Genomic DNA, 16,087 nt, shown 5'->3' on the forward strand with positions numbered 1-16,087 from the left:
AACTGCTTACCGCTTTTTTCTTCGTCTAAAGCGTAAGGCTTCAAAAAGAAAAATCGCGGCTGAAACAACCGTCACTATTGTCAAAAGCCAAAAAGCCTCTTGAATCCCAGACCCATAAAACAAATGCGGAATTAAAACCAAAATTTCAGCAATCAAAACACCTACGAATACAAAACCGAAGATTGCAAAGCTTGGAACAAGACTTTTCCCAACCCAAACATACCCTCGCATAGCTGCTTTTTTCTTTACAACGTAATTGCCGTACTCGTCTTTAGTAACTAACTCTAAATCCATGAGCTTTTGCAGGTTTCGGTACGCCACGCTTGGGCTGCTCAGGTTAGCGCCACGCATTAAATCTCTTGGACCAACTGGCTTGCCAGCCTTAACCAAATAAACGTAGGTATCAAACAATGTTGTGTTGAGTTCTTCCTCAAGCTCCAAGGTAAACACCATAAACCACTAATCGCTGTTTATCCTTAAAAAATAAAGCCCCAAACCACCACTAAACTGAATGCTCTCTTAAGCCTTGCACAGCCACATTACCGCTAAAATTGTCCCAAACTCACTACACCCAAAGGCACACGAATCAAATTTGAGTATAGTGATTTATGCAGAATCTTAAGGGGCAAGCGCTATTACGAAAAAATAGCAAAGCATTTCGAAACCAGCGCTTTAAATAGGGGATAGGGGTCTGTGGCAAAGCAAACTGTTTATGGTGTTAGTCTGACTCTGTCTCGTGGGTAGAGTGTTACTTCGCGTATGTTTTTGTTGCCTGTTAATATCATGGTTAGGCGTTCGAGCCCTATTGCCCAGCCTGCGTGGGGTGGCATGCCGTAGTCGTAGGCTTGCAGGTGGCATTTGAAGGATTCTGGGTTTAGTCCTTTCTCTTTGAGTCGCGCGATGAGTTGGTCTTTTTGGGCTATGCGTGTTCCGCCTGAGACGAGTTCGATGTAGCGCCACATTAAGTCGAAGCCTTCGCAGATTTCAGGTTTGTCGTCTTTGGGTTTAATGTAGAAAGCTTTGGCATGCGTGGGCCAATCCGTTATAAAGTAGAAGTAGGGGTAGAGTTTACCCAGTACACGGAATGCTTCTGTTGGGATATCTTCGCCCCACGGAATCGTGACACCTTGCGCTTTGAGGTCTTCTAGGACTTGGTCGTAGGTTAAGCGCTTAAACGGTAATGTGGGCACTTCAAACTTGTAGCCAAGCGCAGACAACTCTGTGGCACATTTCTCCTTAACAGTAGCGCAGGCGTATTGGATAACTTGCTCAAGGAGCGCCATGACATCTTTAGCATCAGCAAACGCTTGCTCAATGTCAACGGAGACGAATTCGCTGAGATGCCTGCGCGTGTGTGATTCTTCAGCGCGGAAAAATGGTCCGACCTCAAAAACTTTCTCAAAACTCAGCGTTAACTCTTCCTTGTAGAGTTGTGGGCTCTGCGCGAGGTAAGCTTTCTGACCGAAATAGTCAACGCTGAAGAGTTCGGCGCCTCCTTCAGTTGCCGAAGCAATAATTCTTGGTGTATGAACCTCCAGAAAACCTTTCTCAAAGAGGAAACCGCGAATTGCTTCTAGGGCGGTGTGTTGGATTTTGAAGGTGGCTAAGGTTTTTTCTTGGGTGAGGTCGAGGGGTCTTGCGTCTAAGCGTGCTTCTATGTTTGCAGGTGTTTTGCCTGTGATGTCGATGGGTAATTGTTCGGTTGCTGTGTTGAATATTTTTATGGCGTTAGGAATGACTTCTATACCTCTGGGCGTCATGTTGGTTTTTTTAACCGTGCCCTTCACGCCGATTGCAAACCGTTTCTGTAGGATGTCAGATTTGGCTAAAACTTCGGGCGGGATTCTTTTTTTGGGAATGGTCAACTGGATGGTGCCTTCGCGGTCTTGCATAATTATGAAGCGGATTCCGCCGAGGTCACGTATGTCTTGAACCCAACCGAAAACTGTTACTTCTTGACCGTCCGTTTCTGGCGTTATGTTGCTAGTATAATGTGTTCTAATCAAATCATCAATAGAGTCCAAATTCATGCCACTTCGCCAATCCTAGTCCGCGATTTCAACACGTAAGGACATTTTACGTATTTTACTAGCTATTTCCTTTAAAGCCTTAACGTCAAAAGGCAGTTGCGCTCCGCGTTTGCGCTTGAGAATTACGCGGGTTTCTGTGGTCCCGTCTGGAAGCCAGATGGTGTTTATTGTTAAGATGCTGAAGGGTATGAATAAATCTTCAAGGAATTTGCGGTCGTCAACTCCATACTCGAGAACGCGAACGTTTTTGCCTGTTTCATCGCCGATGGCTTTGACGATTTTGCCGCCATAACCTAGAATTCTTGGAACATCGCCGTGCCCCACGAGGATGGCTAAGGTTTTTTCTACTTCGACGGCTTTGTAGAAGCAGACGTTCTGTAGGGAAGGATACTTTTCTTCTAGACTCAGCAGTAGGCGGGCGATTTTCAGGTCTAAGTTACTTATTTCGCCAGCTTTCACTTTTGCTGAGCACTTTTGGCATAGAATGCCGCTTTTTAAGCAGAAGCTGCAGAGTTCTGTTTTCATTTGCCGTCGGTTTTTCCTGCAAAGAAGGAGTTTAGCTTTCGTGAATTTTTATCTGGTGAGCGTTATTTCTATGGTGCTGACGTTTGTTCCTTGGTTGCCTTCTTCATGGTCTTGTGGTAGGAATTGGTCTGTTCCAATGCCGATGTTTTTGATTTTTACGTCCGGGAGGAATTTGTGCCTGACTACTTCAACGACATCGATTGCTCGGCAGATGGATCTCCCGCGGGCTTTAACGCTGACTTCTTTTGCGCCGCTGTGGAAGAAGGTGATGCAAGCGAGGACATAGTTCATTGTTGGTTTTTTTCCGATTAAGACTGCGTTGGTTTCTGTCACGTTCGCTACACTCCTAGTTTACTTTGAGTGGTTTGTGTAAAGCTTTTTTTCGAAATAAATACATTGTGGTGGATGCTTGAGGTTCTTACTTTTCAATGAAGACTGGTTTTAGTTTCTTTTTAGCTAAATTAGTTTTTGTTACATAGGAGTTTGTTTATTTTTCAGGCATTAGATTCTTAAGCAACTTCACTATTGTAAAGGTTTAAGTTAACAAAACATGGCAAAAGTGACCAGTTTGGAACCATTAACTAAACGTTCAATCCAGCTGTTAAAAACCCTTTATGAAAAGGGAAAAGCCACAAACACTTACACTTTGAGAGTAAAACAGGATGAATTATCAAATCAACTTGGAGTAAGTAGGCAAGCGTTAAACGTGCATCTGCGCAAACTCAAAAATCGCGGTTACATCCGCACTGGCAGAGGCTTTATCGACGTAACTGAGAAAGGGTTAAGTGCCCTAGGTGTGTCAACCACCCCTGCGTTTGTTTTGCTTAAAGTTTCGCCGATGAAGCGGATTCACGTTTACCAGCAAATCCATGAACTCGGGGTTTCCAGAGCTTTCCGTATTGCAGGAGAAGTTGATGCGCTAATTATTGTTGAGCGAGAAAACCTAGATGAGTTCTTAAAGAAACTCTACAGCATCGATGGCATTGAGGACACGCGTTCTTATGTGACCATTGACACAATCAAGTAGACACACTAAGTTTAGGCGATGTTAGACAAAAGGTATATTTGATACTTAGCCATCAAAGACTTAGCCAAAATGGAAGGTTAACAATAAAATGCCGATATTAGACCCAGTAAAGAAATCCATAGCTCAAAAACACAGGCTTTACATGAAAATCTGCCGAGACTGCGGGGCACGCAACGCTGAAACAGCGTTAAAATGCAGAAAGTGCAAGGGCAAAAACCTGCGCTGGAAGAAACGAGAAATAGTAAAATAACCAGTTCACTTTTATTTTACTTTGTTTTCTCTAACGAAAATGAAGTTTTTATCTGCCAATTTTTAATGCCCAATTAGTGCTGTTTTGCGGAAGATTGTTGCTCTGCCACAGACCCCCCTCCCCCTATTTAAAGCGGGAAACTTTTTTTACTACGTACATGGTGCTTTACTGGTTCGCTAAAGCCTTGAGAAAAATGCTAACGGCTGTCTGTTAGGGTTATGGCAAAATTAAAAGGGAACGCTGACACATTAGCTAACCAGACAAGTGGAGAAGAAGAGTTTGACCAAAGCTGAGATAGCTGTTAGTTATCAGCCTTTTAAAGAAATTGTGGTTATGGAGAAAACCCGTTTCAACTCAGTAGAGGAAATAGCCCGATTCACTTCTGTCATCGCGGGCGGCAAGTTGGCAGGTTTGTACTGGGTGGACGGCGTGGTTTTCCTGTACTTTCCACTTACCGCTTCAACAACCATCGTTGCTAAGGAGCTTTTGGAGCACGGCAAAGTTTACTGGACTTTTGTAGGCTACGCGCTGATGCCAAAGTACACTCAAGTGATCGAAACTAAAGAGAAAATGATTGTACCTGTCGTGGACATTTCATCTGACACAATCTTAAAAACCGTGGCGCAGTGGCTAAAAGAACAGAAACCCTAAGCGCCGAGGGTCAGTTCTTGCCGCAGGTAGTTTTTTTTGGCACCGTTTTCTCGGGAACAGGTCAAGGAAAGAAGTTTATTGATTTGCCTTGGGTGAAGCAGCAGATAGAGGAAAAACTCGGTTTCACACCGTATTCTGGAACGCTAAACCTGCGTTTAACCAAAGAAAGCGTCGAAAACAAAAAACGGCTCGAGGATGCTAAGGGGTTTGTGGTTGAGCCGCAGGCAGGTTACTGTAGAGGCGTAATGTTTAGGGCGCAAATCGATTCTGTGCAGGGTGCAATCATTGTTCCGAAAGTTCCAAAATACCCCAGCAGTGTTTTGGAGGTTATTGCTCCTGTTTACCTACGCGAACACCTTAAGTTAACAGATGGCAGTCAAGTAGTTGTTACCGTCAGCGTTTAGGCGTACAGGACTTCTTGTATTCTGCGATGTACTCCTCTGAACAGCCTGCCCGTTTTAGGTACTCGCCATAGGTTACCAGCGATTTCATAGCTCGCGCCGCGTCCTCAGGTGACCCAAAGGACGGCACACACAACCTGTCAAATCGCGAGCGTGTGTAGAGCGCCATTTCTGTCTCGCCGATGTCACACATGACTATTGGTTTGCTGTATTTGGCAGCGACTTCCACAATACCGTCGATGTATTTTTCTCTGAGACCTGGCATGTGATGTAAACCAAGTAAAATGATGCCGTCAACTTTAGGGTCTTCGAACATCAGCTCAGCGGCGATTTCAAACATTTCATCCGTCACTGAACCTGTCAAATCCACAGGGTTAGAAGTTGTAGCAATCTTTAGTATAACCCCTTTGTCTTTGAGTTCTTGGAATTTTTGCAGTGTCGACTCAGAGAAGCGCTCAACCGTCAACCCTAATGTTTCGCATTCGTCAACTGTCATAACGCCTGGTCCACCAGCATCTGTGAGAATGCCGATGTTTCTGCCTAAAGCAGGCGGCTGCATAGCTAATGCTTTACCCATATCAAAGAATTCTTCCATGTCGCGTGCCCTGATGACTCCGCCCTGCTCAAATGCCGCATCATAAATCTTATCCGACCCCGCGATAGCGCCAGTGTGCGAAGCCGCTGCTCTTGCGCCAGCAGTACTGCGTCCCGACTTGATGGCTACAATTGGTTTTTTAACTGTGACTTTTTTGGCTACGTTGAGAAATTCTCTGCCGTCTTTGACGTCCTCTATGTACATGAGTGTAACCTTGGTGTCGTCATCATAAAACAAATAGTTGAGGATATCTGATTCGCTAACGTCACATTTGTTGCCGAAACTTACGAATTTGCTAACACCCATCTGGCGACCAGTCAAGTAGTCCAGTGCAGCTACACCAAAAGCTCCACTCTGTGTGACCATTGCAATGCTTCCAGGCATAGGTCTTGGCGTCGCAACAACATCATCACCAGTGGTCAGCACCTTCGTCTCAGGCAGGAACAAGGTGTCGATGCCTGTTTTTGAGTAGTAGACGCCTAAGCAGTTGGGTCCTAAAATTCGAATTCCGCCCTTCTTGGCAGTAGCCACCACTTGCTCTTCCAACTCGGCATTGCCGACTTCTCGGAAGCCTGAGCTTATGATTATGGCGGCTTTAACTTTCTTGGCGACAGCCTCCGCCATAACCGAGGGGACAACTTTGGCAGGCACGATAATAACAATCAACTCTACTTCGCAGGGGATACGGGAAAGCGACTTGTAGCATTTGAAGCCTAGAATTGACTCTTCGTTGGGGTTCACAGGGTAGAGCTCACCTTTGAAAACTCCGCGTTCCTTGTTTGTGGAGAAGTTCTTGAAAATAACATGCCCTGCTTTATCAACCTTTTTTGTAGCGCCGATAACGGCGACTGAACGCGGATTGAAAAACGCGTCTAACTGGTGTATTGATTCTTCCATACATACCCCTACTAGCTATTTGCTTGGATGCCCAAGGCATTTTTATGTGTTGCCCTCTATAAAACCACATTCAAGCTCAAATGCATTAATGTTTTGTCATGTATTAACTTTCTTAGAGGTGTTTCCTGACGATTACGATAGGGTTGTGCTTGATGGAGCCAAGCATCTCCCAACTCACTGCATTAACATCCACGCCAAAACGAGAAGCCATGTCCCACACTGTCGCCCCTGAGCCTGGGCCTCGGGCTCTGTCACCTATGTTTGTGATTTTCAATGCCTCGACAGCGGAAAGATTGCAGCCTGCAACTGCAAGGGGCGTGGAACTCTTCTTTAGCTTCAAAACCCTGCCTAAAATGTACGTGGGAGTGCCCCCAAAGGAATGTATGCCTTTTAGAGGATTGGGTCTGGGCGTGAAGAGGAAGTTTCTGAACTTGTAGGTTTTGTCCGTGTCAGCAATAATTACACAAACGTGTGTCTTTAATCGGTGAAGAATTTCGTGCTGAATCTCCACCGCAACAGCCTCACTGTTAGCTAAGGGCAAACTCACATAAGAGTAAGCCAAGTTAGAGCCATCAATCCCGCCCTCGGAACCAAACATCAACGCCTGCAAAAAACCAACACGCTCCAGCGCAACCTGCTTGTGGCGACTACCAGCCTCCAATGGGTACTCGCGCAAACGCTTCAAAAGCCGTTGCCCAAAACCGCAGAGAAAACCAAGACAGTAACCCCAAACAATTCGCATCCAAAAACCCGCCAACACTTTCGCAGTACCGCTTGGTTTTACGGCGCTTTCATCTATCATGTTGCCTGTTGCTGTGGAGATTGCCTTCTCTGAAACCACAACGAAATCACCGTTCTGCACCCTGTTTTGCAGGGCAGTTATGATTTGTTCTGTGTAGTTGTCGTTTGGTTTCCAGTAACAGGTAGCAACCGCTAAGGCAGAGTACGTGGTCATTGATGAGCACTTTCTTCAGAGATGCAATTTGGCTTTCTCTTAAATAAGATTAAGCCAAGTTCTCCAGCCCTACCTGCTCCGCCAACCGCAAAGCCTTATCCATCTCGGATTGCGTTAGCCTTCTGCGCAGTTCTGGGACTTCACCAGCACGCCACGCTGGCCTGTACTGGAACATCAAATTGACCCTTGTTTGTACACCTAAATTCTGGGCTATCCACTCCAGAATCGGCTTAGTGCAACAGTCCAAGTGTCCTGGCAACACTAGCACACGCACGATTAATTCACCATACTTTTTGGCTTCCAGATGGTTGCGAGTGCAAACCTGCCAGTAATTTGGTGCATCCGAAATCCTGTTTGCGCAATCGCTTGGTCCATACTTGAAATCCAAAAGGTAAACATCCGCAAAGCCCGCAAGCAACCGTGCTGTTTCTTGGCTGTAGTAAGAGTTTGAGTTCCAAACCACAGGCACGTTCACGTGTACATGCTTGAAAGTTTCCAGCCAGTGCCAAAGCCACGGCGTCGGCTCTCCCCCGACCAAATTCACGTTTCTGCAACCCTCTAAACGCAGGTTTTCCACTTCTTTTGCCAACTCTTCAGGCTTATACTCCAGCGGCGTTTCTTGCCATTGTGATATTGTCCAGTTCTGGCAGTGCTTGCATCTGATTGTGCAACCCATTGTGAAAACGGTTCCAGAAGGCACCAGCTCAGGCTCCTCCCCCAAATGCGTAAAAATGCTTGAAACACTCATTGATTTGCCGCAGTTGCAAAATCCCCGATGGTCAGCCAAACGGTTCACGCCGCATCGGCGATTGCATAAGTGACAGCACTCAAGAATTTTTTGGGCAATTCTTACTTTCAAATCAAAATACGATTTCTCAGGAACAGCAACCGCATCAAAGTTCATGCCAGCATCAACTTGGCGCTCAAAAGTTAGATACTCCTCTGTGGAGAGCTTATGTTGTTCCCAGAGCGCTTCCAAAGAATCGGCGCTGCCAAATTCAGCCTTGACTTTTCTGGCTAAAAGAAATTTCGCCTTCTTCTTGTTCTCAATTATGGCAAAGTATCTGGCTAAACTTTTCCTTACTAATCTGTCGTCTGGGAAGGCAGGGTTGCTTGTGATTTTATGCATTAGTTTTCGCTTATTCCCGTCTGATTGTTACTAAAACAGTGAGTAGGGAAATCGCAGGTTACTCTGATACACTTTGCCTTTTATTGGGATGCGGTATCCGCACACGGGGCACTGCATGTCGCTTGTGAGTTTCCATTCGACAATTTCGAAGCTGTTGCGTTTAATCACTGCTTGGTCACAGTTGGGGCAATACGTGTTCTCTGAGGGGTGGCCTGGCATGTTACCAAGATAAACGTACTTTAGTCCTTGGTTTTTGGCGGTCATGTAAGCCTCCTCCATGGTCTGCACGCTTGTGGCAGGTATGGTGGTTAATTTGTAGTCTGGGTGGAAGCGCAACAGGTGAAACGGCGTGTCCTCGCCCAAGTAATCCTTAATCCACTTAGCCATTTTCCGAATATTATCCATAGAATCGCCGATTTTTGGCACAACCAAATTAGTAAGCTCAATGTGAACATCGTTCAGCTTGAGTTCCTTTAACGACTCATAAATCGGCTCCACTTTAGGAACCGACATAACAGACTTGTAAAAATCAGGGTCTGCCCCGCCTTTGTAATCAACAGTCGCCGCATCTAAGTAAGGCGCAATGGTCTTGACGGCTTCAGGCGTCATGTAGCCGTTGGTGACAAAAGTGTTAAACAAGCCTGCCTTTTTGGCAAGCTTCGCTGTGTCATAAGCATACTCAAAAAATATAGTGGGCTCCGTGTAAGTGTAGCTGATTCCTTGGCAACCACTGTTCTGCGCTGATTTGACCACCTCTTGGGGCGGAAACAGTTTGCCCGCAATTTCTTTTTCTTGGCTAATCATCCAGTTATCGCAGAACTGGCAGCGGAAGTTGCAGCCAGCCGCCGCAATCGAGAGCACCAGCGCGCCAGGATTAAAGTGTGAGAGCGGTTTTTTGCTAATCGGGTCAACGCCAGCGGAAACGGCTTTGGCGTAGTTGAGTGTGAAGAGGGTTCCGCCTTGGTTTTGTCGGACTAAGCAGAAGCCGGGTGCGCCGTTACTGATGAGGCAACGCCTTGCGCATAAGCAACATTTTACTTTGCTTTCTTCTTGGCGTTCGTAGAGCATAGCTTCATGTAACGACAAAACAATTCACAAAAGAGAATAGATGATTATTTGTTTAAAAATCTTAACTACAGCAGTTTGTTATAGAAGCAGGAGTATTTGCCTGTGTGGCACGCTGGGCCAGTCTGTTCAACCACGTACAGGAGCGAGTCATAGTCGCAGTCGGTTGATACTGAGATGACTTTTTGGGTGTGCCCTGAGGTTTCGCCTTTTATCCAAAGTTCGTTTCGGCTGCGGCTCCAGTAGGTTGCTTTCTTGGTTTTGAGGGTGTGTTCTACAGCTTCTTTGTTGGCGTATGCTTGCATCAAAATTTCCTTTGTCTTTGCGTCTTGAACTATAACGGGAATGAGCCCGTTGCCTTTCTTGAAATCAAGTTTTTCCAGCAAATAGTTTGTTGTCATGGTCTAATAGTTACCCCCATCTTGCGCAAGTAATCTTTCACCACAGGAACAGGATACTTGTTGTAGTGGAAAATTGAAGCCGCCAACGCCGCGTCTGCCTTGCCCTCGGTCAGCACATCAAAGAGGTGTTTGGGGACGCCCGCGCCGCCGCTTGCAATCACTGGCGCTTTCACGTTCTCGGAGATGGTGCGTGTTAGTTCGATGTCGTAGCCGTCTTCGGTGCCGTCTTTATCCATTGAAGTGACTAAGAATTCGCCTGCGCCAAGCTCATTTGCACGTTTAGCCCATGCTATAGCGTCGATGCCTGTGCGTTTTCTTCCCCCGTAAGTGACAACCTCAAACCATACTGGTCCGTCGCTAGTTTTCACGATGGTTTTGCCTTCGCTTGGCGTACTGTTTCTTTTTGCGTCTATGGCGACGACTACGCATTGGCTCCCAAAAACTTCAGCCAACTCCGAAATTACTTTTGGGTTTTCAACTGCTGCCGTGTTAACTGAGACTTTGTCAGCGCCACTGCATAAGACGAGCCGTGCGTCGGCTACGTTGCGGATTCCGCCGCCCACTGTGAAGGGTATGTTGATAGCTTTTGCTACGCCTTCAACGTAATTGCGCATGATGTCGCGCTTCTCGTGTGAAGCGGTTATGTCTAAAAAGACAAGTTCGTCGGCGCCTTCGTCAGAGTAGCGTTTTGCTAATTCTACTGGGTCGCCTGCTTGTTTGAGTTGGACGAAGTTGATGCCTTTGACTACTTTTCCATGGTCAACGTCTAGGCATGGCACGATTCTTTTTGCTAGTGGCATTTTTTATGCTCCTATGGTTTGTATGGCTTGCTTTAACGTAAACTTTTCCTCGTAGAGGGCTTTTCCGATAACTGCGCCTTCCACGCCGATTTCTTTGAGGGCAACCAAATCACCAAGGGTGCCGATTCCGCCTGCCGCAATGATTTTGACATTCGGATACAGTGCGGCTCCGCTGAGCGTTTGCAGGTCTGGTCCAGTGAGCATACCATCTTGTGCAATTGAAGTTATCAGAAAACGGCGCACCCCAAGAGCAGTGTACTTGTCGAGTGCATCGTCAACGGTCATTGCGGTTTTGGTCTGCCAGCCCTCAACCATTATTTGCCCGTCCTTGTTGTCTAAGGCAACGATGACTGATTCATCACTAAATTTCTTTTGGATTTTCGTGATTGCTGAGGGGTCGCTGAAGGCTAAGGCACCCAGTATGACTTGAGTGACGCCTGTCTGCAGAATTTTTTCAGCTATTTCATAACTGCGGATGCCCCCGCCGACTTGAATTGGCAGATCAATGTTTTTTGCAACCTCAGCGATGACGGCGCGGTTGTCGCCGATGCCGAAAGCCGCATCCAAATCGATTATGTGTAGTTTACCTGCGCCCTCGTCTCGCCAGCGTTTTGCGGCTTCAAGGGGCGTGCCGAATTTTTTTTCGTAGGTTTTGGCGGTTTTGGCTTCGCCGCGGGTTAAGCGCACGATTTTTCCACTCATCAAATCTATTGCTGGAATCAACTGCATCTTGGTTTACCTCACGACTGCTTTGGCGAAGTTTTTGAGCATCGCCAAGCCGATGTCTCCTGATTTTTCTGGGTGAAACTGTGTACCGTAAATGTTCTTGCTGACAACTGTTGAGGTAAAGACTGCCCCGTATTCGGTTGTGGTGCAAATTATGCTTTTGTCTTTTGGCACAGGGTAGAGGGAGTGCACAAAGTAGACGTACGAAGCGTCCGCTATCCCGTCTAAGAGTTCGTTTTGTTTTATGATGTTTAGTGTATTCCAACCCATGTGCGGCACCTTAACTGTGCTGGGTAACTGTACGCATTTGCCTTCGAAGAATGCTAAGCCGTTTCCTGGTCCTTCCTGGCTGGTTTCAAAGAACAGTTGCAAGCCCAAGCAAATGCCGAGCAGTGGCGTGCCTTCTTTGACTTTGTTTTGGAGGGTTTCTTTGACGGCGTCAAGTTTTGTGGCTGCGGCGCTAAAGTTTCCGACTCCGGGCAGTGCGATGGCGTCTGCTTCTTTGAGTTCTTTGGCTGTTGTTGCTATTGTTGCGTTTAAGCCTGCTTTTTCCAATGCGATTTTGAGGCTCAACAGGTTGCCTACGCCATAGTCGAATATTGCTGCTTTCGCCACTTAGATGACTCCCTTGGAACTGGGCACGCCTTTACGTCTGGGGTCCAGGGCTATTGCTTGTCTTAGTGATAGGGCTAGGGCTTTGGTTGCGGCTTCTGCTTTGTGGTGGTCGTTGCTGCCGTACTCTACGTACATGTGTACGTTGGCTTGGAGCGCTTGGGCTAAGGATTCGTAGAAGTGGACGATGTCTTCGGTTGGCATGTCTTCTACTTTTTTGCCTCGGAGTTTTAGGTCGATTTTGAAGTATGGGCGCTTGACGAGGTCAACTGCGGCGAATGCGAGTGAGCAGTCCATGGGTGCGGCGGCGTTGCCGAAGCGTGTGATGCCTTCGCGTGTGCCTAAGGCTTTGTTTAGGGCTTCTCCTAAGCCTATGGCTAAGTCTTCTACAGAGTGGTGTGCCAAGTCGCCTTTTACGGAGGCGTTGATGTCGATTAGGCTGTGTGTTGCTAGGGAAGTTATCATGTGGTCTAGGAACGGCACAGGTGTGCATACGCTGACTTTTCCTTCGCCGTCAAGATTCACGCTCACTTTAACTTCGGTTTCTTTGGTTTTACGGTAAACCTCTTCTTTACGCATATCAATCACTTTGAATTTCCTTTAATGCCTCGATTAGTTTAGCGTTCATTTGGGGTGTGCCAATGGTCACGCGGAAGCAGTTATCGTACTGGAGCAGTTTGCCCCATTTCTTGAGCATGATGCCCCTCTTTAGCAGTTTCTCGTAAACCTCATCCGCAGGCTTCTTTGTGTTCATCAGCAAGAAGTCTGCTTGCGACTCGAAGGCTTGTACGCCTTCTATTTGGTTTAGTGCCTTTATGAGTTTTCCGCGTTCAGCCTTCAGTGCCGCTACGGCTTCTTTCATTATGTCCATGTTTTCAAGCATTTTTATGCCCATGCGGATTGAGAAGCCGCTCACTGGGTAAGGAAGCGGAGACTTCTCAGTCAGCAACTTCGCTAATTCAGGGTTTGCAACAGCGTAACCAAGTCGCAGCATTGCTAAGCCGAAGGCTTTGGAGAACGTTCGCAGGATAATCATGTTTGGGAACTCGCGGATTCTTGGCACAAACGAGTAGTCAGCAAATTCCCCGTATGCCTCGTCTAAGATGACGATGCCTGGGAAAGCTTTGACTAAGGTTTCTACGTTTTTTGTTTTCATTTGGTTGGCGGTTGGGTTGTTGGGCGAGCACAGATACAGCAAGCGGGTTTTATCTGAAAATTTAGACAGCATGCCTTGCACGTCTAGTTGGAAATCACTTTTGAGCGGCACCGTAACGTATTCGCCCTCTAGACGCTTTATGCAGAGGCGGGGAATTGCGAAAGATGGAGCAAATGAAACGGCGGCGTCGCCCTTTTCCATGAAGAGGCGTATTGTACGGTCGATTAACTCGTCGCCAGCATTGCCAATCACTAAGTAATCTTTTGGGACACCCATGTATCCTGTGAGTTTTTCTCGTAGCTTAACTTCTTCGTCTTCTGGGTACATGCGCAAGTCAATTTCGTCAGCTAACTCCTTAATGAGTGCTGACTGCTTGGCTCGGTTTATGAAGAAGTTTTCGTTAAAGTTTAGTTTGACAATTTTTGATTGGTCAACGCCAAGTTGCTCCGCTAATCCTTCAGGCGTGACCCCTGCTGAATAGCAGTCTGTTGCCTGCAGTTTTGCTGTTTTTTCTTTTAGCCATTTTTTGTAGGATGCGCTCATTTGTTAAACCTTGCCTCTATTGCTTTGTAGTGATTTGGAAGGTTCTCTGCGTCAGTTAAGACTTTGACGTTGCCCCTGACTTTTTCGAGCCCTTCCTTGGAGCACTCCGTTATGCTGACTCGGCGCATGAAATCGATTGCGGATAGACCTGAGAATGATTGCGCGAACCCGCCAGTGGGAAGAACATGGTTGGTTCCACTCGCGTAGTCGCTCAGCGGAACAGGACTGTACTGACCAATCAAGATTAAGCCTGCCACGAGTTTCTCAGCAAGCTTCTTGGCATCGCTGACTATGACTTCTAAGTGTTCAGCGGCAAACTGGTTTGTCAGCGCCACAGCTTCTTCGATGTCTTTGCAGACGATTATGAAGCCGTATTTGTTTAGTGATTCAACTATTTTTTCTCCTCTTGGAGCAACAGCCGCCAGTTTTGACAGGTTGAGTTGGACTTCTTGGGCAAGTTTTTGCGAAGTTGTGATGAGTCCTGCAACGCTGTCTCCGCCGTGTTCTGCCTGTGAAATCATGTCGTAGGCGATGAGTCGTGCATCAGCCCATTGGTCGGCTAAGATTAGGACTTCGCTTGGACCCGCAGGCATGTCGATGGCTACGTCAGTTGAAACCAGCACTTTAGCCATTGTCACGTACTTGCTGCCTGGCCCCACAATCTTGCGTACGGGTTTTATGGTGTCTGTTCCGTATGCCAAAGCGGCTATAGCTTGGGCTCCGCCGACCTTGTAAACCTCATCTACGCCACAGACATCTGCGGCGACAAGAACAAGAGGGTTCACTTTGCCTTCAGAGTCAGAAGGAGAGCAAACAACCACACGGGGCACGCCTGCGATTTTTGCTGGAACAGCAGTCATAACCACTGTGCTTGGATACGCGGCTTGTCCTCCTGGAACGTAGCAGCCCACGCTTTCGATGGGGCGCAGAACGGTTTGAGTCATGATGCCTTCGTTGAAGGTTGTGACTTGGGTTTGGTTTAGCAGTTGTTTTTGGAAGACGCTGACGCGTTCCTTCATGAATTGGATTGCGGCGACTTGTTCTTTGGTGATTTTGCTGTAGGCTTCCTTGATTTCCTCAGCAGTGGCTTTGAGTGTTTGCGGGGTGAGGTTGGCTTTGTCAAATTTCTGCGCCAACGCAACGAGCGCTTTGTCGCCGTCCTGTTTAACTTGGTTGATGATGGCTTTTACGTTGCTTTCTAGTTCAGCGGTGGCTTTTTGGTCAACTTGTTGGCGTTTGAACCAGTCGGCTGGTAACTCTTTGGATTTGTAGAGTCTCACTTGGACCTTCTGCACGGCTTCTCCTCTCGCTGGTTTATCTCGTCAAGCGCCAGCACCTGCCTCGGCTCGTAAACTACCAGTCCCTGCGCAAGTTTGCGGATTTTTGGTAACAGTTCAATTAGGCAGTCTTTTTCGATGACTGTGTTGACGCCTACCCACGCGTCGTCTGCTAGTGGCGAAATGGTTGGGTTCTTTAGGGCTGGCAGTTCCGTGAGCAGTTTTTGCAGGTTTGCTTTTTTGACATTAACAAATATATGAATCCTCTTTGAGCCGTCCACGACGCCTTTGAGTAATGCAACTATGTCGAAGATTTTTTCTCGTTTCTCTGGGTCTTCGAGAGCTTTCTTGTTGGCAATTAGAATGGCGCTGGATTTGAGGATTGTGTCTATGATTTTTAGGTTGTTGGCTTCTATGGTTGAGCCTGTCTCGGTTACGTCCATGATGCAGTCGCTGTTTTCTGGCGGCTTGGCTTCTGTTGCGCCAAAGGAGAGGAAGATTTTGGCTCTTGGGTTGTCGCCTTTTTTCCACCATGGCGTCACAATTAATGGTTCAGCGTTGCCGAAGCGTTTTTTGTACTGTGGCGTGTTTTTGATGTAGTCTGAAGCTATGTTTAGGTATTCTGTGCTTACGCGGAAGTTTCTGCCTTGACTCCAAACAGCCTCCATGAATTCTCCGATGGTTTCTTGAGGAACGCTTTTTGGCACAGCTATGACGAGCCTGATTTTTCCGTATTCAAGGTTCTGAAGGATTTCTACGTCTGCACGGTTTTCTTTGACCCAGTCTTCTCCTGTTATGCCTATGTCTTGTAAGCCTTCGCTGACAAAAACGGGGATTTCTTGGGGGCGCAGAACTTTCATTTCGATTTGGGGGTCGTTTATGCTGGGGCGGTATGTGCGCTCTGACGAGCCGATTTTGAAGCCTGATTTTGAGAAGAATTCGGCTGTTGCTTTTTCTAGGGAGCCTTTTGGGATGGCAAATTTTATTTTATCCATAAATTTTTTTCACCTAATTTAGAGTTATAACTAAGGGGTTTTTGTTTTGTGA

20 protein-coding genes are annotated in these 16,087 nt (G+C 46.9%); 4 read left to right on the forward strand and 16 right to left on the reverse strand.

Annotation, left to right across the window (positions count from 1 at the left end; translation table 11 throughout):
* Window positions 1-6: 6 nt before the first annotated feature.
* The 4 genes from NWE95_11040 to albA all read right to left on the reverse strand — a co-directional run bounded on the left by NWE95_11040 (window position 7) and on the right by albA (window position 2,888).
* Entirely contained in the window at window positions 7-441 is a 435-nt protein-coding gene (locus tag NWE95_11040) for a hypothetical protein (GenBank protein MCW4004434.1), read from the reverse strand.
* 269 nt (window positions 442-710) lie between these two features.
* On the reverse strand, window positions 711-2,030 hold the full coding sequence (gene aspS, locus NWE95_11045; GenBank protein ID MCW4004435.1) for an aspartate--tRNA(Asn) ligase: 1,320 nt from the start codon (window positions 2,028-2,030) through the stop codon (window positions 711-713).
* A 15-nt stretch (window positions 2,031-2,045) separates the two neighbouring features.
* A complete protein-coding gene (locus NWE95_11050; GenBank protein MCW4004436.1) occupies window positions 2,046-2,489 on the reverse strand; it encodes a hypothetical protein in 444 nt (147 codons plus the stop codon).
* 114 nt (window positions 2,490-2,603) lie between these two features.
* The gene (albA, locus tag NWE95_11055; GenBank protein MCW4004437.1) at window positions 2,604-2,888 is read right to left on the reverse strand and encodes a DNA-binding protein Alba; all 285 of its coding nucleotides are present in this window, start codon (window positions 2,886-2,888) and stop codon (window positions 2,604-2,606) included.
* Between the two features lie 217 nt (window positions 2,889-3,105).
* Between albA and NWE95_11060 the strand changes: the two genes are divergently transcribed.
* The 4 genes from NWE95_11060 (at window position 3,106) to NWE95_11075 (ending at window position 4,887) form a co-directional block, all read left to right on the forward strand.
* On the forward strand, window positions 3,106-3,582 hold the full coding sequence (locus NWE95_11060) for an Lrp/AsnC family transcriptional regulator (GenBank protein ID MCW4004438.1): 477 nt from the start codon (window positions 3,106-3,108) through the stop codon (window positions 3,580-3,582).
* Window positions 3,583-3,670: 88 nt separating this feature from the next.
* Complete coding sequence (locus NWE95_11065) at window positions 3,671-3,832, forward strand: 50S ribosomal protein L40e (GenBank protein ID MCW4004439.1); 162 nt, start codon at window positions 3,671-3,673, stop codon at window positions 3,830-3,832.
* 279 nt (window positions 3,833-4,111) lie between these two features.
* Window positions 4,112-4,483 carry a hypothetical protein gene (locus NWE95_11070; GenBank protein ID MCW4004440.1) on the forward strand — a complete coding sequence of 124 codons (372 nt, stop codon included), beginning with the start codon at window positions 4,112-4,114 and terminating at the stop codon, window positions 4,481-4,483.
* Window positions 4,459-4,887, forward strand: coding sequence for a CTP-dependent riboflavin kinase (locus NWE95_11075; protein MCW4004441.1), 429 nt, complete (start codon window positions 4,459-4,461; stop codon window positions 4,885-4,887). Before NWE95_11070 ends, NWE95_11075 begins: the two co-directional genes overlap by 25 nt.
* Here NWE95_11075 and NWE95_11080 read toward each other — a convergent pair.
* The 12 genes from NWE95_11080 to hisG all read right to left on the reverse strand — a co-directional run bounded on the left by NWE95_11080 (window position 4,877) and on the right by hisG (window position 16,035).
* Window positions 4,877-6,376: a CoA-binding protein gene (locus tag NWE95_11080; protein ID MCW4004442.1), complete on the reverse strand. Its 1,500-nt coding sequence runs from the start codon at window positions 6,374-6,376 to the stop codon at window positions 4,877-4,879. The genes NWE95_11075 and NWE95_11080 overlap by 11 nt on opposite strands.
* Window positions 6,377-6,488: 112 nt before the next feature.
* A complete protein-coding gene (locus NWE95_11085; protein ID MCW4004443.1) occupies window positions 6,489-7,331 on the reverse strand; it encodes a coenzyme F420-0:L-glutamate ligase in 843 nt (280 codons plus the stop codon).
* A gap of 49 nt (window positions 7,332-7,380) precedes the next feature.
* Window positions 7,381-8,460, reverse strand: a complete 1,080-nt coding sequence (locus NWE95_11090) for a radical SAM protein (GenBank protein MCW4004444.1) — start codon at window positions 8,458-8,460, stop codon at window positions 7,381-7,383.
* A gap of 30 nt (window positions 8,461-8,490) precedes the next feature.
* Window positions 8,491-9,546 carry an AmmeMemoRadiSam system radical SAM enzyme gene (amrS, locus tag NWE95_11095; protein MCW4004445.1) on the reverse strand — a complete coding sequence of 352 codons (1,056 nt, stop codon included), beginning with the start codon at window positions 9,544-9,546 and terminating at the stop codon, window positions 8,491-8,493.
* A 47-nt stretch (window positions 9,547-9,593) separates the two neighbouring features.
* Window positions 9,594-9,926, reverse strand: coding sequence for a phosphoribosyl-AMP cyclohydrolase (hisI, locus tag NWE95_11100; GenBank protein ID MCW4004446.1), 333 nt, complete (start codon window positions 9,924-9,926; stop codon window positions 9,594-9,596).
* Window positions 9,923-10,726, reverse strand: coding sequence for an imidazole glycerol phosphate synthase subunit HisF (gene hisF / locus NWE95_11105; GenBank protein ID MCW4004447.1), 804 nt, complete (start codon window positions 10,724-10,726; stop codon window positions 9,923-9,925). The genes hisI and hisF overlap by 4 nt, the downstream gene beginning before the upstream one ends.
* Before the next feature lie 3 nt (window positions 10,727-10,729).
* A complete protein-coding gene (gene hisA / locus NWE95_11110) occupies window positions 10,730-11,455 on the reverse strand; it encodes a 1-(5-phosphoribosyl)-5-[(5-phosphoribosylamino)methylideneamino]imidazole-4-carboxamide isomerase (protein ID MCW4004448.1) in 726 nt (241 codons plus the stop codon).
* 6 nt (window positions 11,456-11,461) lie between these two features.
* Window positions 11,462-12,067: an imidazole glycerol phosphate synthase subunit HisH gene (gene hisH / locus NWE95_11115; GenBank protein ID MCW4004449.1), complete on the reverse strand. Its 606-nt coding sequence runs from the start codon at window positions 12,065-12,067 to the stop codon at window positions 11,462-11,464.
* Complete coding sequence (gene hisB, locus NWE95_11120; protein ID MCW4004450.1) at window positions 12,068-12,643, reverse strand: imidazoleglycerol-phosphate dehydratase HisB; 576 nt, start codon at window positions 12,641-12,643, stop codon at window positions 12,068-12,070.
* Window position 12,644: 1 nt separating this feature from the next.
* Window positions 12,645-13,763: a histidinol-phosphate transaminase gene (gene hisC / locus NWE95_11125; protein MCW4004451.1), complete on the reverse strand. Its 1,119-nt coding sequence runs from the start codon at window positions 13,761-13,763 to the stop codon at window positions 12,645-12,647.
* On the reverse strand, window positions 13,760-15,058 hold the full coding sequence (gene hisD / locus NWE95_11130) for a histidinol dehydrogenase (protein MCW4004452.1): 1,299 nt from the start codon (window positions 15,056-15,058) through the stop codon (window positions 13,760-13,762). Before hisD ends, hisC begins: the two co-directional genes overlap by 4 nt.
* The gene (gene hisG / locus NWE95_11135) at window positions 15,040-16,035 is read right to left on the reverse strand and encodes an ATP phosphoribosyltransferase (GenBank protein ID MCW4004453.1); all 996 of its coding nucleotides are present in this window, start codon (window positions 16,033-16,035) and stop codon (window positions 15,040-15,042) included. Before hisG ends, hisD begins: the two co-directional genes overlap by 19 nt.
* Window positions 16,036-16,087: the final 52 nt, after the last annotated feature.

Source organism: Candidatus Bathyarchaeota archaeon (assembly GCA_026014725.1).
In the GTDB taxonomy this organism is placed as follows: Archaea; Thermoproteota; Bathyarchaeia; order Bathyarchaeales; family Bathycorpusculaceae; genus Bathycorpusculum.